Origin of the sequence: Flavivirga amylovorans (assembly GCF_030540875.1) — a bacterium.
Taxonomy (GTDB): domain Bacteria; phylum Bacteroidota; class Bacteroidia; order Flavobacteriales; family Flavobacteriaceae; genus Flavivirga; species Flavivirga amylovorans.
Genome location: NZ_JAUOEM010000003.1, coordinates 254568 through 270591 on the forward strand (window position 1 = coordinate 254568; position 16024 = coordinate 270591).

General features: G+C 30.7%; 13 protein-coding genes. 8 read left to right on the forward strand and 5 right to left on the reverse strand.

Translation table 11 applies throughout. The features are described from left to right. Positions 1-20: 20 nt before the first annotated feature. Entirely contained in the window at positions 21-431 is a 411-nt protein-coding gene (locus tag Q4Q39_RS09555; RefSeq protein ID WP_303282207.1) for a hypothetical protein, read from the forward strand. Between the two features lie 7 nt (positions 432-438). Here the strand turns inward: Q4Q39_RS09555 and Q4Q39_RS09560 are convergent, their stop codons facing one another. Continuing rightward, positions 439-2004: a TlpA family protein disulfide reductase gene (locus tag Q4Q39_RS09560; RefSeq protein WP_303282208.1), complete on the reverse strand. Its 1566-nt coding sequence runs from the start codon at positions 2002-2004 to the stop codon at positions 439-441. A 127-nt stretch (positions 2005-2131) separates the two neighbouring features. Here Q4Q39_RS09560 and Q4Q39_RS09565 point away from each other — a divergent pair, with 127 nt between their 5' ends. Together Q4Q39_RS09565 and Q4Q39_RS09570 are read left to right on the forward strand one after the other, a co-directional pair. Next, positions 2132-3757 (forward strand): ABC-F family ATP-binding cassette domain-containing protein, encoded by a 1626-nt coding sequence (locus tag Q4Q39_RS09565; RefSeq protein ID WP_303282209.1) that lies wholly within the window; start codon positions 2132-2134, stop codon positions 3755-3757. 42 nt (positions 3758-3799) lie between these two features. Continuing rightward, positions 3800-4201, forward strand: a complete 402-nt coding sequence (locus Q4Q39_RS09570; RefSeq protein WP_303282675.1) for a DUF3995 domain-containing protein — start codon at positions 3800-3802, stop codon at positions 4199-4201. A 13-nt stretch (positions 4202-4214) separates the two neighbouring features. Here the strand turns inward: Q4Q39_RS09570 and Q4Q39_RS09575 are convergent, their stop codons facing one another. Beyond that, positions 4215-4454: a putative signal transducing protein gene (locus Q4Q39_RS09575; RefSeq protein WP_303282210.1), complete on the reverse strand. Its 240-nt coding sequence runs from the start codon at positions 4452-4454 to the stop codon at positions 4215-4217. A 300-nt stretch (positions 4455-4754) separates the two neighbouring features. On the opposite strand from Q4Q39_RS09575, the gene Q4Q39_RS09580 reads away from it, so the two are divergent. Beyond that, on the forward strand, positions 4755-5531 hold the full coding sequence (locus Q4Q39_RS09580) for a phage tail-like protein (protein WP_303282211.1): 777 nt from the start codon (positions 4755-4757) through the stop codon (positions 5529-5531). A gap of 137 nt (positions 5532-5668) precedes the next feature. Here Q4Q39_RS09580 and Q4Q39_RS09585 read toward each other — a convergent pair whose 3' ends face one another. Next, positions 5669-6523, reverse strand: a complete 855-nt coding sequence (locus tag Q4Q39_RS09585; protein ID WP_303282212.1) for a phosphatase PAP2 family protein — start codon at positions 6521-6523, stop codon at positions 5669-5671. 3 nt (positions 6524-6526) lie between these two features. Next, positions 6527-8953, reverse strand: a complete 2427-nt coding sequence (gene pheT / locus Q4Q39_RS09590; protein ID WP_303282214.1) for a phenylalanine--tRNA ligase subunit beta — start codon at positions 8951-8953, stop codon at positions 6527-6529. 153 nt (positions 8954-9106) lie between these two features. Here pheT and Q4Q39_RS09595 point away from each other — a divergent pair, with 153 nt between their 5' ends. Further along, entirely contained in the window at positions 9107-10318 is a 1212-nt protein-coding gene (locus Q4Q39_RS09595) for a peroxiredoxin family protein (protein ID WP_303282215.1), read from the forward strand. Positions 10319-11199: 881 nt separating this feature from the next. Beyond that, entirely contained in the window at positions 11200-12537 is a 1338-nt protein-coding gene (locus Q4Q39_RS09600; RefSeq protein ID WP_303282216.1) for a hypothetical protein, read from the forward strand. Positions 12538-12679: 142 nt separating this feature from the next. Here Q4Q39_RS09600 and Q4Q39_RS09605 read toward each other — a convergent pair whose 3' ends face one another. Beyond that, positions 12680-12832: a hypothetical protein gene (locus tag Q4Q39_RS09605; protein ID WP_303282217.1), complete on the reverse strand. Its 153-nt coding sequence runs from the start codon at positions 12830-12832 to the stop codon at positions 12680-12682. Between the two features lie 244 nt (positions 12833-13076). On the opposite strand from Q4Q39_RS09605, the gene Q4Q39_RS09610 reads away from it, so the two are divergent. Together Q4Q39_RS09610 and Q4Q39_RS09615 are read left to right on the forward strand one after the other, a co-directional pair. Further along, entirely contained in the window at positions 13077-13754 is a 678-nt protein-coding gene (locus tag Q4Q39_RS09610) for a helix-turn-helix domain-containing protein (protein WP_303282218.1), read from the forward strand. 386 nt (positions 13755-14140) lie between these two features. Continuing rightward, on the forward strand, positions 14141-15796 hold the full coding sequence (locus Q4Q39_RS09615; protein WP_303282219.1) for an energy transducer TonB: 1656 nt from the start codon (positions 14141-14143) through the stop codon (positions 15794-15796). The last annotated feature ends 228 nt before the right edge of the window (positions 15797-16024 follow it).

Sequence of the window (16024 nt, forward strand, 5' to 3'; positions counted from 1 at the left end):
TTGTTTTTAAACATCATATTATGAAACGATATTTACCTATAATTCTTTTAGCTTTCCTTTTCTCTTTTAGTGGTTGTGATGATGCATTAGATTGTATTTTTAATGTAAGACCAGATTTGCATGATAAAACTTTGGCATTAGGATTTGTAGATGAATACTATTCAGAAATTATTACTGCGGACATTAAAAATGAAGTAAATGATAATGATTATGATTACTATTTCGATGTTACGGGAAGGCTTCCAGAAGGGATAGAAGTATTTTATAACCGACGTAGAGAGGTCGTTATTAAAGGAACTCCTGTTGAAGCTGGTCGTTTTAATATTGAAGTATACCTAGAAGTAACACCTTATTATGACGAACACGGAAGAATTAATGGGCCACTATGCTCCGATAATACCTCCAATTCGTACCTCCTTGTGATTCGATAATTTTCTCTTAGCGATTTATTAAATCTAAAAGTTGTTTCTCAAATTTTATAGAAAAAATATTTGTATTATTATTTACTATTTTTTTGTTTTGATCAACAATCATCACTTTAGTCATTGGGTAAATAGCTAAAGCTCTAGAAGCCTCTTTTGGGTTTTTAAATGTATATTCATTTTTGCTGGAAAATCTATATTTCTTCAATGATTTTTTCGGTTTTTCTAAACCATAATCATCAATATTGATGGTAATGAATACAACTTCTGGGTATTTTTTTTCTAGCTCTTTAAGCTTTTTATGGCTGTCTTTAAAATGTTTATGAAAAGTATGTGACCAAAAGCTAATAGCAGTGGGAGATTTTATAATTGAATTAATATCAAACTCAACATTTTCATAATTAATAAGTTTAATATCTGGAAAGTTAGAACCAATCTTAAGATTATTTAAAGCGTTAGTAAAGCTTGTAAGTTCTTTTTTTCCTTTTTTACTCTTAGTTTTATTTAAGTAAGACTTTAAAACTACATTATTATTTTCTATATTTTTGTTTTTAGAAATATAGTTTATTGTTAATTCATAAAGCAATTCATCTTTAATAGAGGTATTGGTTACTAAACTGTCAATAAGCTTCAGTCTGTCCAAATTATAACATAATGAATATCTGTTAAAGTGTTCATCATTAGAATGTATGCCGTGTTCTATTAAAGAAAGATTGCTAAAAGTATATCTTAAAAATTTATTGTATTTATAATAATGAATAGATAAATCATCATTATAATTAATATCTTTTCTATAATTATAAAAATCTTCTGGAAGCGATTTTAAAATAGCTACTTTATCCTTACCGTAGTGAACAAACGGATATATTTCTTTACTGGAGTAATAGTCATAGTCTATATTTGCCAATGCTATTTTTTCAAATAGAGGAGACACTTTATGTCTGCTTTTAAAAGACTTAAAACTTTTTACTTTTAGAGACCTTAATGAATCTATACGGTTTTGATAAATAGTTGGGGTTAACTGACAAAGTTTAAAAATGTATTTTTCTTCAATTTCGTTTTCTAAAAACTCATTTATTAAATAATTATTTTTTTTAGCACCTTTACCAGTAAAAACAAGAGATTCATCAAAATCTAAAGTATTTAATCTAAATAACACACTGTCTTTTGGTTCTAACAGTATCATTTGATATTCATAACCATGCCTGAAGGAATACAGACCTTCTTCTAAATTATTAACTTTGTATAAAAACCTGTTTCTATTATCAAGTTTTATAGTATCAATAATGGCTTCAGTCTTGAATAATACGACATAATTAGTAGTAGGATTAATAATTTCACCGCCTATATAGGCATAACGATCCTTTATGTCACTTGTATCCTTGCAACTGGAAAGTGCCAATAATACTAGTAATATTGCTGAAAAGTATAACTTCATAAAAATCCCCCGATAGTATTTAATAGTACAAAAATATGTGTTGTATTTATAAAGTGCTGTTAATGCGTTGTTAAATATTACTATTGCTGAGAAAAATGATACTTTTTTATTTAAAAAGAGCACACCTAAGTTTCTTTGTAACATTTGAATTTTCTACTTTTGCAAAAACTTACTAATGAGGCGTATGTCAAGGAGTAAATCTTATTAAAATAGTGAGTTGGTGAAGACCTATTTAATAAATAAAATATCTGAGTAAATTAAAACAACTTTTATGTTATCAGTATCAAATCTTTCAGTTCAATTCGGAAAACGTGTTCTTTTTGATGAAGTAAATACAACCTTTAATAATGGTAACTGTTACGGTATTATTGGAGCCAATGGTTCTGGGAAATCAACATTTTTAAAGATTCTTTCTGGGAAGCAAGATGCCACTTCGGGTCATGTTTCTTTAGAATCTGGAAAGCGTATGTCTGTTCTTGAGCAGAATCACAACTTGTATGATGAGCATACTGTTTTAGAAACTGTTTTAATGGGCAACAAACCGTTGTTTAAGATAAAATCTGAAATGGATGCACTTTATGCTGATTATTCTGATGAAAATGCTGAAAAAATAGGAGAACTTCAGGTACAATTTGAAGAAATGAATGGATGGAATGCAGATAGTGATGCTGCAGCCATGTTATCTAACTTAGGTATTAAGGAAGAATTTCATTATACATTAATGAGTGATTTGGATGGGAAACAAAAAGTACGTGTTTTATTAGCACAAGCGTTATTTGGAAACCCAGATGTACTAATTATGGATGAGCCAACAAATGATTTAGATTATGAAACTATTGCGTGGCTTGAACACTTCTTAGCAAATTATGATAACTGTGTAATCGTTGTATCGCATGACCGTCACTTTTTAGATGCTGTATGTACTCATATTTCAGACATTGATTTTGGAAAAATAAATCACTTTTCTGGTAATTATACATTTTGGTACGAATCGTCTCAATTGGCTGCCCGTCAACGTGCACAGCAAAATAAAAAGGCTGAGGAGAAGAAGAAAGAATTGGAAGAATTTATTAGACGATTTTCTGCCAACGTGGCAAAAAGTAAGCAGGCTACCAGTAGAAAGAAGATGATTGATAAGTTAAATATTAATGATATAAAACCGACGTCTCGTAGATATCCTGCCATTATTTTTGAACGTGACAGAGAAGCAGGAGATCAGATTTTAAATGTGGAAGGTTTGGCTGCCTCTGCAGATGGTGAGACGTTATTTAAGGATATCGATTTAAATCTGGCAAAAGGAGATAAGGTTGTTGTGTTTTCTAGAGATTCTAGAGCTACTACGGCTTTTTATCAAATATTAAATAATAAAGAAAAAGCTGATGCAGGTAAATTTGCTTGGGGGGTTACTACAACTCAGTCATATTTACCATTAGATAATAGTGAATTTTTTAATAACGAATTAAGTTTAATCGATTGGCTCCGTCAATGGGCACAAACTGAAGAAGAAAGAGAAGAAGTTAATATTCGTGGTTTCTTAGGAAAAATGATTTTTAGTGGGGAAGAGGCCTTTAAAAAATCGTCCGTATTATCTGGAGGAGAGAAAGTACGTTGTATGCTATCTAGAATGATGATGACAAGAGCCAATGTACTTCAATTAGATGAACCTACCAATCATTTAGATTTAGAGAGTATAACAGCTTTTAATAATTCACTTAAGAATTTTAAAGGCACTATTTTGTTCACTACGCATGATCATGAATTTGCGCAAACTGTTGCAAATAGAGTTGTGGAACTAACCCCAAGTGGTGTTATAGACAGGTACACAACGTTTGATGAATACATGCAAGATTCTAAAATTAAAGAGTTACGTAATAAAATGTATGCCGTTACAGCATAACAATTAACAATTTATAGCTTGTATATAGCTTTAGCATTGATATTGAGCTTTGTCTTCCTTGTTTTAGGAATGATCCATTTAAATTGGGTTATAGGAGGCACATTTGGATTTGCTGAATCATTACCTACTAAAGAAACAGGTGAGCGTGTTTTGAACCCTAAAAAGTTTGATAGTGCCATTGTGGGATTAGGGCTTGTGTCTTTTTCCTTTTTCTATTTAATAAAGATTGGTTTTATAAAATTAAATTTACCCGATTGGGGCTTGAATTATGGTAGCTGGGTTATACCCACCATATTTATTTTAAGATCTATAGGTGAATTTAAGTATGTTGGTTTTTTTAAAAGAGTAAAGACCACCACTTTTGGGAAATTAGACACAAAAATTTATTCTCCTTTATGTCTTTTCATAGGAGTCATTGGGATTATATTGCAATTATTAGCGTAATACGGTATCTTTTTTATGATTTCAATTCAGAAGATATATTTTCAACAATATGTACCGCTTTGTCAAGCTCATCTTTGTTTACAAAAACTTCTTGAAAACCTGGTAGTATCCCCCCTCCAAAACCTGCTAAGCGTGCAGACTCGGTTGTGTCTTTTACAATAGCATTAATATTAATGGATTTTAGCTCGCTAATAATTCGCTGAACAATTATAAAATCGCCTGTAAATATTTTTATATAATTAGAATCTGTCATAGATATAAGGTTTATGAGTGTCTCTTAAAGATACGAAATTTTGAATAAAAATAACAGGCTTTAGATGAAATCGGCATTAATAATTTATTCAAAGAAAGCTTAATCGTTTTTTTATGTTAATTTTAACATTTTTTTTCATGTATAAATTCCTATTTAGGGCTTTATAAATTTCCTTAATTGTTTGTAAGACAGATAGTTTTAGACGAACGGATGCGTTTTAACATATTTGTAATCAGTTAGTTGCAGTTCATTTTGTTTTTATGTATACTTGTTGACCCCTAATTAAAATTAAAATTTAAAATGAAAAAACCTACTCTAATTTTTATTCTCTTTTTCTTTATTTCTATTACTTATTCCCAAGTTGGTATTGGTACTGTATCACCAAATAATTCATCAGCACTTGATATTCAAAGTACTAACAAAGGTGTGCTACTCCCAAGATTAACTAACACACAAAAAAATAACATTTCCAACCCAGCAACTGGGCTCATGGTATATGATTTAACCAATAAGTGTACATCTGTAAATATTGGCCCTCCTTTTTCACCTAATTGGGAGTGTTTAAATAAGACGGACAATTCAACAATACCTACCGTTATTGTTTCTAACAGTTCTTTGGTGATTAATACAACAAATGATGAACAATGGCTTGATGTACCAGACTTAAGTTCTACGTTTACAATTTTGGAAGATGAAACCATAAAAATAGATTGGACCTTGTTTACCGGTCAATTAAATTCTTCAACTACTTCTGGCTTTGCTCAAATGTTTACCATCCTTGAAATTAACGGCGCTAATGATGTTAGATCGTCTAATTATTTACCGATGATTCACAATCCAGGCGGAAATAGTTATAGACTTTTAATGAATAATTCTACATTTTCGCACGCTATCTCCCTTAATGCTGGTGTTTACACGGTAAAAGTAAAAGTATATGCAGCGAGGTTCTTGGGCTCTACAGAAGGCGAAAGTGTTAGAATTGGTGCTCGAATTGATAGTTGGGCAGGAGGTAATAACATGTCGTCTGAAGAAAAGTTAAATGCAGCATCAAACAAACTATTAATTACTTTCTTATAGAATGATAGTAAGGATCTAAAAAGACTAATTTATTATTGAATTAGTCTTTTTTAGATTTTTATCATTTATTTTATTCTTCAAAATTATTATTTTTAAGATTGAAGCTGTTTTATATTATCAAGGAGAATAGATAACACTTAAAATACACCAACAACTCCAATTTTATTTCCTGAAAAGTTAAGCTTCCAGGAAATACGATTCTTTTTTTTCACAGGATAGTCATAAGCTTTAGTATTGAATAGAAATTTATCTACAGAATCTACAACAGCAATACTTATAATAGCTCCTAATGCAACATCTGTAAACCAATGAGCTCCTGCAAATAATCTTGAAATTGGAGCTACAGATCCTAATGTATACACTGTAACTTTAGACCATATATTGTCAAACTGCTTAGCAATTGAATGAGCCATGGTCATAGATAAAACGGTATGTCCAGAAGGAAAAGAATGAAATCCAGGTTCATTTGACCAAAATCTAAATTCTGTACTTTTATAACCATTCCCTGGACGGGCACGACCGAAAGCAGTTTTGCTAAAGCTTTGTATGAGCCCAGTAGTAAATGAAGATGAAATAATTAGGACACTTGTTTTTCTAATCTTTTCATTTTTAGTTAATAAACCGAAACCATATAGTCCTGCATTAGCAATAAAATAAACTTGAGGGCTTCCAAACCTAGTACCGGCTTCCATAAATACATTTGGAACATCTGGTTCCTGACGAATAAGAAATGCACTCCCTTCATCATCTATAGTTGAAAGAGCAAAAAGCCCTACACCTATAGCCCCTAAAGTTGCAAAATCTTTCTTTTTCCAATGAAAAGGTCTTGTAAAAGCATGTTTAACACCTAAAACTGCTTGTTTTGCATCATAGACAGCTAATTGTCCTACGGAAGAAGTGTCTTTAGTTGTTTCTAAAGTTAGTTCTTGGGCACTCAATTTAAAAGAAGCTAAGAATAAAACGATTAGAAATAATCCTTTTTGAAATGCCATATATTATCGTAGTTCAGCACCAAGCTGTTTTTCAAAATTAGCTTGCAATTTATTCATTATTTTGTCTATTTGTTTATCTGTAAGCGTTTTATTTTCATCTTGCAAGGTAAAACTAACAGCGTAACTCTTTTTTCCTTTAGGTAAGTTTTTACCTTGATAAACATCAAATAGATTGACATTTTTTAATAATTGCTTCTCACTTTGTTTTGCAATTTTATAAATAGATTCAAAAGTAACGTTATCATCTAATAATAAAGCAAAATCACGTCGTACTTCTGGGTACTTAGGAATAGCTTTAAATTTTATCTTATTATGTTTAACTAAATCCAGAATAGCATCCCAATTAAAATTAGCAAACAACACGTCTTGAGAAATGTCAAAATGCTTCAATATTGGTTTTTTTATCAATCCAAAATCAACTAACTTGTTTTTTCCTTGACTAAATTCCAAACCTTCACTAAAGAAATCGTTTTTAACAGGGGCTTCATTAAATCTTGAAATACCCAAACGTTGTAATATGCCAATAATATAGCCTTTAATTAAAAAGAAATCACTTTTTTGGTTTGTGTTATGCCAGTTTTCAGATGTTTGATTTCCAGTAATAAAAAGTGATAAGTGTTTATACTCTTCTCTTGTATCACCAAACCCATGATAGGTTTTACCATATTCAAAGAACTTTAAATCAGCACGTTTTCTATTGATATTAAAGGCTATGGATTCTAATCCAGAAAATAATAGTGACTGCCTTAAAACCGATAAGTCATTACTTAAAGCATTAAGGATGGTAATATCGTGCTCCTCCTTTAATTGTTCACTTAAAGCAGTATAATTTGGAGTTGTTAACGAATTAGTAAGGATTTCATAGAAGCCTTGCGAGACTAATTGATCTCCTATAATGTTTTGTATTTTATAATCTTCAAATTTTGACGTACCAGAAATAGAAGCGTTTAATTTTTTAGTAGTTTTAATATTATTGTATCCGTACACACGTAGTATTTCTTCAATAATATCGGCTTCTCGTTGTACATCATTTCTGTATGCAGGTACTGTTAAACCTAAACCAGCTTCTGTAACATTATTTACTTTTATATCTAATGATGCCAAAATACGTTTGATAATTTCTTTAGGAATTTCTTCACCAATTAATTTTCTTGCATTTTCAAAGCTTAATCGAACTTCAAAATCCTTAATCTTTTTAGGATATACATCAATCAAATCACTTGTAATTTCTCCACCAGCGATCTCTTGAATTAATAGCGTAGCACGTTTTAACGCATATTCTGTTATATTTGGATCGATGCCACGTTCAAACCTAAAAGAGGCATCTGTATTTAATCCATGTCTTTTGGCAGACTTACGAATACTAATAGGATTAAAATAAGCACTTTCTAGAAAGATGCTGGTTGTTGCTTCGGTCACTCCAGAATCAATACCACCAAAAACCCCTGCAATACACATTGGTTTTTCAGCATCACAAATCATTAAATCATCTTCATGTAATTCACGTTCTACACCATCTAGCGTTGTGAATTTTGTCCCTGCTGCCAACGTTTTTACGATCACTTTGTTACCAGTAACTTTTACTGCATCAAAAGCATGTAAAGGTTGACCTAACTCATGTAGTACATAGTTAGTGGCATCAACCACATTATTTATAGGGCTTAAACCAATTGCTTTTAATCGGTGTTGCAACCATTCAGGAGATTCTTTAACTTTTAAACCAGATATGGTAACACCACAATAACGAGGTGCTAAATCTTTGTTTTTTACATCGATATCAATCTTAAGCGTACGGTTATCTATGCGAAAAGAACTTACAGATGGTGTAATAAGCTCCAAATTAATATCTTTTTGTACTAAACCGGCTTTTAGGTCACGTGCAGTTCCTAGGTGACTCATGGCATCTGCTCTGTTTGGGGTCAACCCAATTTCAAATACCTGATCGTTTTCAATGTCAAAAACATCAGCAGCAGGCGTTCCTACTTTCAAAGAAGTATTTAAAACCATGATCCCATCATGAGATTTCCCTAAGCCTAGTTCGTCTTCGGCACAGATCATTCCATGGCTTGCTTCACCACGTATTTTACCTTTCTTTATGATCCATGCTTCGCCTTCTTCTGTATATAGTGTCGTTCCAATAGTCGCTACAGGTACTTTTTGCCCGGCAGCTACATTCGGAGCACCACAAACTATTTGTAAAGGTGTTTCTTCTCCTATATTTACAGTCGTTATTTTTAGTTTATCGGCATTAGGATGTTTTTCACAAGTTAGAACCTCCCCAATAACGATACCTTCCAGTCCACCTTTAACAGATTGGTATGTTTCTACACCTTCAACTTCAAGTCCTAAATCTGTAAGTAATTCACTGGTTTGTTCTGGTGTCCACTCCGTTTTTAGAAATTGTTTTAACCAATTGTAAGAAATTTTCATAAAAAATTTACTATTTTAAGAGTGCAAAGATAAAATATTGAAGCTAGCATTCAAACATTGCGTGCATTTTGTCGAGATAAAAAGAACGATAATTATCTTTTATTTGTTAGTATTGCGACCATATTTCGAATAATATAATCCAAATAACCTTTTATGAAACATTTCACTTTAATACTATTCCTTTTTTTTGCCTTTGCTTGCAAACAAAACGTTAAAATAAATACGCTGGAAACGGGTACATATCGAGCTTTATTAAAAGTAAATGAGACTGTAGATTTACCGTTTATTTTTGAAGTAGTTTCTGAAAATAAACTAAATATTTTTAATGCCGTAGAAGTTATTGAAGTTGATGATATTACTTATGAAAATGATTCAGTATATATTAAAATGCCTGTTTTTGAAGGGTATTTAGTAGCAAAGATTGAAGGTAATAGGCTAGCAGGGCGTTTTGTGAAAGCTAGTTTAAATAGAGTAATGGGGTTTTCTGCGGAAAAAAATAAAACTCGTTTTAATGATTCTGAAAATGCCAATCATGATATTACAGGCAATTGGGAAACTGTTTTCAGTCCAGATTCTGAAGAAGATACTTATACTGCTAAAGGTATCTTTAGTCAAAAGGATGATATTGTTACAGGGACTTTTAGAACAACTACAGGAGATTATCGTTATTTAGAGGGAGCATTACATGGAAATAAACTTAAGTTATCTACGTTTGATGGTGCCCATGCATTTTTATTTACAGCTACGGTGACCGATAGTTCTATGGTTGGGACGTTTTATTCAGGAAATCATTTCCAGGAACCTTTTGTTGCCAAGCGTAATGATACGTTTGAATTACCAGACGCTAACAGTCTTACCCTTTTGAAAGAAGGATATGATAAAGTTGAATTTTCTTTTCCTGATGAAAACGGAACGATGGTTTCTTTAAACGATGCTCGTTTTAAGGATAAAGTCGTTTTGGTACAAATTATGGGAACTTGGTGCCCGAATTGTTTGGATGAAAGTAAGTTTTACTCAGAGTTTTATAAAAAGAATAAAGCTAAAGACATCGAAATAGTGGCTTTAGCTTTTGAATATGTAAAAACGGAGAAAGCTGCTTTTAACAATATTGAACGTTTAAAGGATAAAACGGGTATAGAATATCCAGTTTTATTAGCACAGTATGGTTCTTCGAGTAAAGTTAAAGCACATGAGAAATTGCCTATGCTTAATCATGTGTTATCATACCCAACGACTATTTTTATTGATAAAACTGGAACGGTTAGAAAGATTCATACAGGATTTGATGGCCCTGCTACTGGTGATAAATATATGGTGTTTAAAAAAGAGTTTGAAAACTTTGTTAGTGAGCTGTTAAGTGAGTGACTATCTGTATTATGAAACATAGCGTGTAAATAACCACTATGTTTTCATAGAATATGCTGTTGACAGTAGCCTTTTTATTTATTTCTCTTTGTTTTTCTTAAGATTAAACCATTCCCTTGTTTTAACTAGTAACTAATAGAACGAAACGGTACAAGTAAGCTTTATAAAACAATAAATAATGAAAACTTCTTACTATAATTAATGAAATCTTTATTAGAAGAAAACAACTATTGATTTTATTTGAAACTCAAATATGTTTCTTTGGTAGAAAAAAACAAACAGGGAGAATTGTAATAGCTGTATAAAACTTATTCATGGAGCTTTGTATATTATAAGTTTATTAAAAAAAAATAAACGGAAAAAGAAAATGGGTGAAATGGCTATTAATATACTTAATATCTATCTGGTTTGCACATAATTTATATTTTATCTAGAATTGGCTAAATATTAAGGGAGTATATAATTATACTATTGGAATGATATTTCTTGTTTATCAACTTATATATTCTTTACCCTATTAGAGGAACGAATAAGGAGATTAATAGAAGTATTAAATATAAAGGTTCAAATTTAAATCAAAATTGATACTGATGAATTATATAATTTAATCATCACTTACTTTGACAGCAATAAGCCTAAACCTTTCTTAAAGAATACACTCAAGAGCAATTGCCTATTTCAGAGGTATATTACTCAGTATACTTTAATTATAAATCAGCTTTCAATACTTTATTTAAAAAGATTACAGGTCTTAAACCTTCTCTGTTTAGAAAAGAATATTACAAAAAGTAACTTTTTAAGGTTCTAGAACAAGTTTTAAAACCATAACACCACATTTTTACTATTTATTTGGTTTCATTATTAATCTAAAAGTATTTTAAATGAAAACTAAAAAAACAATTGCACAGTTATGTTTATTACTATCTATATCCGCATTTTCATGTGAAGAAAAAGGTGTAGAAGAGGATCCTTCAAAAGGTGACAAGGTTGAAATTATGGCTAAATCGTTTAATGCTAGTATAGAGGAAGGTAAACCTCAAGGAGTAACTATTGGCAAAGTTGAAGCATCAGTTTCATCTGGAGAATTGATTTATGAAATAGAGAGTCAACAACCCGAAGGGGCTATTGCAATTAACAGCTCGACTGGAGAAATTACCATTGCAGATGAAAGTAATTTTAGTTACGAACTTAACCAATCAATTACTGGAATGCTAAAGTTATCTAGTGGCAATACAGAGAAACTGATTGATTTTATCATTTATATTAGAGAGGTAAAAACAATAGAGGTAACAACTATTACTGGACATAATAAACCTGGTTTTGTTAACGGAAATGGGAGTTCAGTCAGGTTTAACATTATATCAAGTATTTGTTTAGATAAAGATGATAATATTTATATTACGGAGTTTAACAATCATTGTATTAGAAAAATCACGCCAGAAGGAACTGTAACAACTATAGCAGGCACAGGAGTTGAAGGTTTTGTTAATGGAAAAGGGGATATAGCACAGTTCTCTAATCCTCAGGGAATAGATATTGATGCCCAAGGAAATCTATATGTATCTGACGCCGGAAACGATGCGGTTAGGAAAATTACCCCTGATGGGAATGTTTCAACTTTTGCAGGAGGAGAAGAAGGTCATAAAGATGGCATAGGTACAGAGGCCCAGTTTGTAAATCTTGAAGGGCTAACTATAGATGATGAAGGGAATGTATATGTTGCAGATGTGAGTACTATCAGAAAAATCACACCTTCTGGAGAAGTTACAACATTGGCAGGTGCTCAAGAAGAAGGTTATGCAGATGGAAAAGGCACTAATGCAAGATTTTATTATATTTTTGACATTGATATAGATAGCAAAGGAAATTTATATGCTTGCGATGCACGAAATGAAAAAATCAGAAAGATAACTCCTAGTGGTGAGGTGAGTACGGCCAAAATGATAGATGATAAAGGGGATTCTATAGATCAATTTACATGGGGAATCGCTTTAAATGAAAAAGATGAGATTTATGTTGCAAGTGATGTTTTCACAATTCATAGGTTATATGCTGATGGTTTTTTTCCAATAGTAGCAGGAAAAAAAGGGGTTAAAGGTGGAGTTGACGGAGGAAAAGAAGAAGCTTTACTTAAATTCTCTAGAGTTATGGCTCTAGATAGTAAAGGAGATATTATTTTTGCAGATCCACATAAACTTAGAAAAGTGAGTTTTAAGTAAATAATAATATTAAAGATTACTTATAAAGTCTATTGTATACCTCATTTTAAATTTAAAATGAGGTATACAATAGATTTTTTATGTGCTTGCAAAAAAATAAGTAAAGGGGAGTAAAAGTTATGGTAGAGATAAGTTTGGTAGATTATGAGGTAGTAATTTTAGTATTAGCCATTATAGTATTTGCTTTGTCTTCCCCATTGACAGTATACTTTTTAATTAATAAAAAGAAACAAGGGTTTTTTATTAAAGGCGTACTCTTATTTTTATTTACGTTAATAGTGATTGCTAATTTCATGTTTGTTAGCAAACAGATTCCATGGAAAAAACTTCACTATTATTATGTTTTTAAATGGTTATGGCTATTAATTATACCCCTCTATTATATTCATATAAAATCGTATATACAAAAAAAGAAGACCAGATTAAGCGAGTATTTAATTCATTGTGCCCCATATTTTATTGTAATAGCTATAATATTATTTCAATATAGCGGGAAAATACATAACATATATAAGTCTAATTCCAAGATACTCGTTATAATGATGTGCTTTGAATTTGGAATATTTATTCATGGTATAGTATATATTATTAGCTCTTTTTTTTACTTAAAAAAAGAATCTATAAAAGCCCTTTTAAAAGGAACTAATCAATGGATAAAACGGGCTTTTATTGGAATATCTATTCTATGGTTTATAGGTCGTCTATCTGCATTTGGAATGATTTTTATAAGAAGCAAAGAAGTATGCCCTTATAAATCGGAGATGTACTTTCTTAGTGTTCTTTTAGTCATATACATAGTTTTCTATTTTAGAATAGGAATTAAAATAATAGGTCTTAAAAAGATAAAATATAAAGACTCAATATTGAATAAAAATGAAATAAATGATTTGTATAATATTGTCGTTTCTTATTATGAGGATAAAAAGCCTTTTTTAGAGAGTGATTTTTCTTTACAGTTTTTATCTAAAAAGTTAGGCTATCCAGTTAAACAGGTCTCTCAAGCTATCAATTCTAAATCACAATTAAACTTTAAGAGCTTTACAAACAACTATAGATTAAAAGAAAGTAAGCGATTGTTATTGGAAAATAATAATGAAGAACTTTCAATTTCAGAGATATATTACGCCGTAGGGTTTAATTCAAAATCTACCTTTAATACTTTATTCAAAAAAGAGCACGGAATAACTCCTTCTCAGTTTAGAAAAATACATACTTAAAAGAGGGTTAAATTAAAACGTCTTTAGGTTCTGAATCTTACATCAGAACCCGTATATAAGTATTTTATTACAAAAGAATAGTAGCGCAAGTAACTACGATTGCAGTACTAGAAAAGAAGGATTTGTAGGCGGAGAAAAAAAATAATACTATTTACATTTGAAAACCAAGCTGGATTTAACCATGAAACTAGCTTTTGTTCCAATACCAATCAATATTGCTTCGATCATACTGAATCAAAATGCAATCAGAGAAACGTCTCTATGACTCCATATTCAACGTATTTGGTTTAATAAATTTTATTAAATATGCATTTTGTCGATAAAATTTGCATTTCATGGATAATATTTATAAATTTGAAGGATGCTATTATTAATGATTATTTAACATGAAAAATTTTTTTACAATATTTTGGATCTTTTTTTTGCTAATCCATAGTGCAAATGCTCAGCAGGAAAAAGAAATAATAACAAAGAACGTATGGTTAAAAAATTGGACGGACTTTAAACCAAACTTAGCTGATCATAATGAGCCTTCACACATATTAACTGGTGAAATTGTTGAAGATATTAAACTTTATAAAAAGGAAACTTACTTGTTATTAGGGCATGTTTTTGTAAAAGAAGGTGTTACCCTTACTATAGAGCCAGGCACGATAATAATTGGAGATTATGATACAAAAGCATCTTTAACAATAGCAAAAGGAGCAAGTATAATTGCAGATGGTTTAGAAACAGATCCTATTGTTTTTACATCAAATAGAAGTGTTAAAAAAGCCGGAGATTGGGGAGGCATAATTTTATTAGGTGATGCACCTTTAAATAAATTTGGAAGAGGTTCTGTTGCTTCTTTTTATTCAGAATTAGAACCTAAATTTTATAAAAATACAAATTATGGAGGTGAAAATGTTGTAAGCAATTCTGGTATTTTAAGATTTGTAAGAATAGAATATGCGGGTAAAAAAGAATACACAGCTGGTGGTAGTTTTAGTGGATTGTTTTTAGCAGGTGTAGGAAATGAAACCATTGTAGAAAATATAATGATAAGTTATTCTGCTGGAGACTCTTTTAAAGTTTTTGGAGGGGAGGTTCATTTAAAGAATATGGTTTCTTATGGGGCTGCTGGAAATGATTTTAGTTTTAATTTTGGTGCTAAATCTCATTTGATTAATTCATTAGCTATTAGATTTCCATATTCATCCAATAGTAGAGGGGCAAGGTGTTTAAACATAAAGTCTTACAACAAAAAAGAAGAAGTTGATTTTTCTAAAAAAGGTACAAGTTTAGTTGCTGAAAATTTAAAATTAATTAATAATAGTAAGGATTTAGAATTTGATATTCAAGCAGGGTTGATAAAAGAAGGCATTTATGTGGGACATAATACTTCTGTTAGCATGAATAAAAGCGTAATCTCATCTTTTAAACCAGGTGTTATATTGGAAGATAAAATTCTATCAAATCTGGAAAACTTAGAAAAAATTAAAATCACGGATATACATTTCAAAAATTGTGAGGGGTATGTATTGTCAAAAAATGATTCTAACGACTTAGCTTTAGAAAATTGGTATGCTAATAAAGCATTTTTAAATGCATTCTCTGTAGGTAACCGTCCAAAAATATTTATTGCTGATGCCAAAACAGCAGAAAAAGAGAATAAAATAGCCAAAAATAAAGTGACAATAAATAAAGATACTGCTATCCCTTTTGATTTTATTGACAAAGCCCCCACATTTCCAGGATGTGAAGGGGTAACAAAAGAAGAATCTAAAAAATGTTTTAAAAAGGAAATGCGATTACATATAATTGAACATTTTCGCTACCCAGAAGAAGCACAGAATAATAATATAGAGGGGCGTGTATTTGTTATGTTTGATATAAATTATACTGGTAGTATTACTAATATCCGATCAAGAGGACCACATAAAAGTTTAGAACAAGAAGCTGAGCGTATAATTAAGCTATTGCCTAAAATGCAACCAGCTAAAAAACAAGGGCAACCAGTGAAAGTGGTTTTTGGAATTCCTATTGCTTTTAAAAGCTTATAGAACTTATAGTTTTTATTGGTTATTTCTATTAAATAAATATCCTTATTGGTATAGTGATATCTAATTGATGCAATTCAGCCATCTGTTTTTGAAACAAAAGTTTTTAACAATATTAGGATTAAAAAGGACTTTTATACAAAGAACGTAGATTTGTTTGATTCCAAATCTAAAATTTTTAGAAAATAGACACCATTTGTAAGGTATTGAATATCTGATTAGAGCTTTATG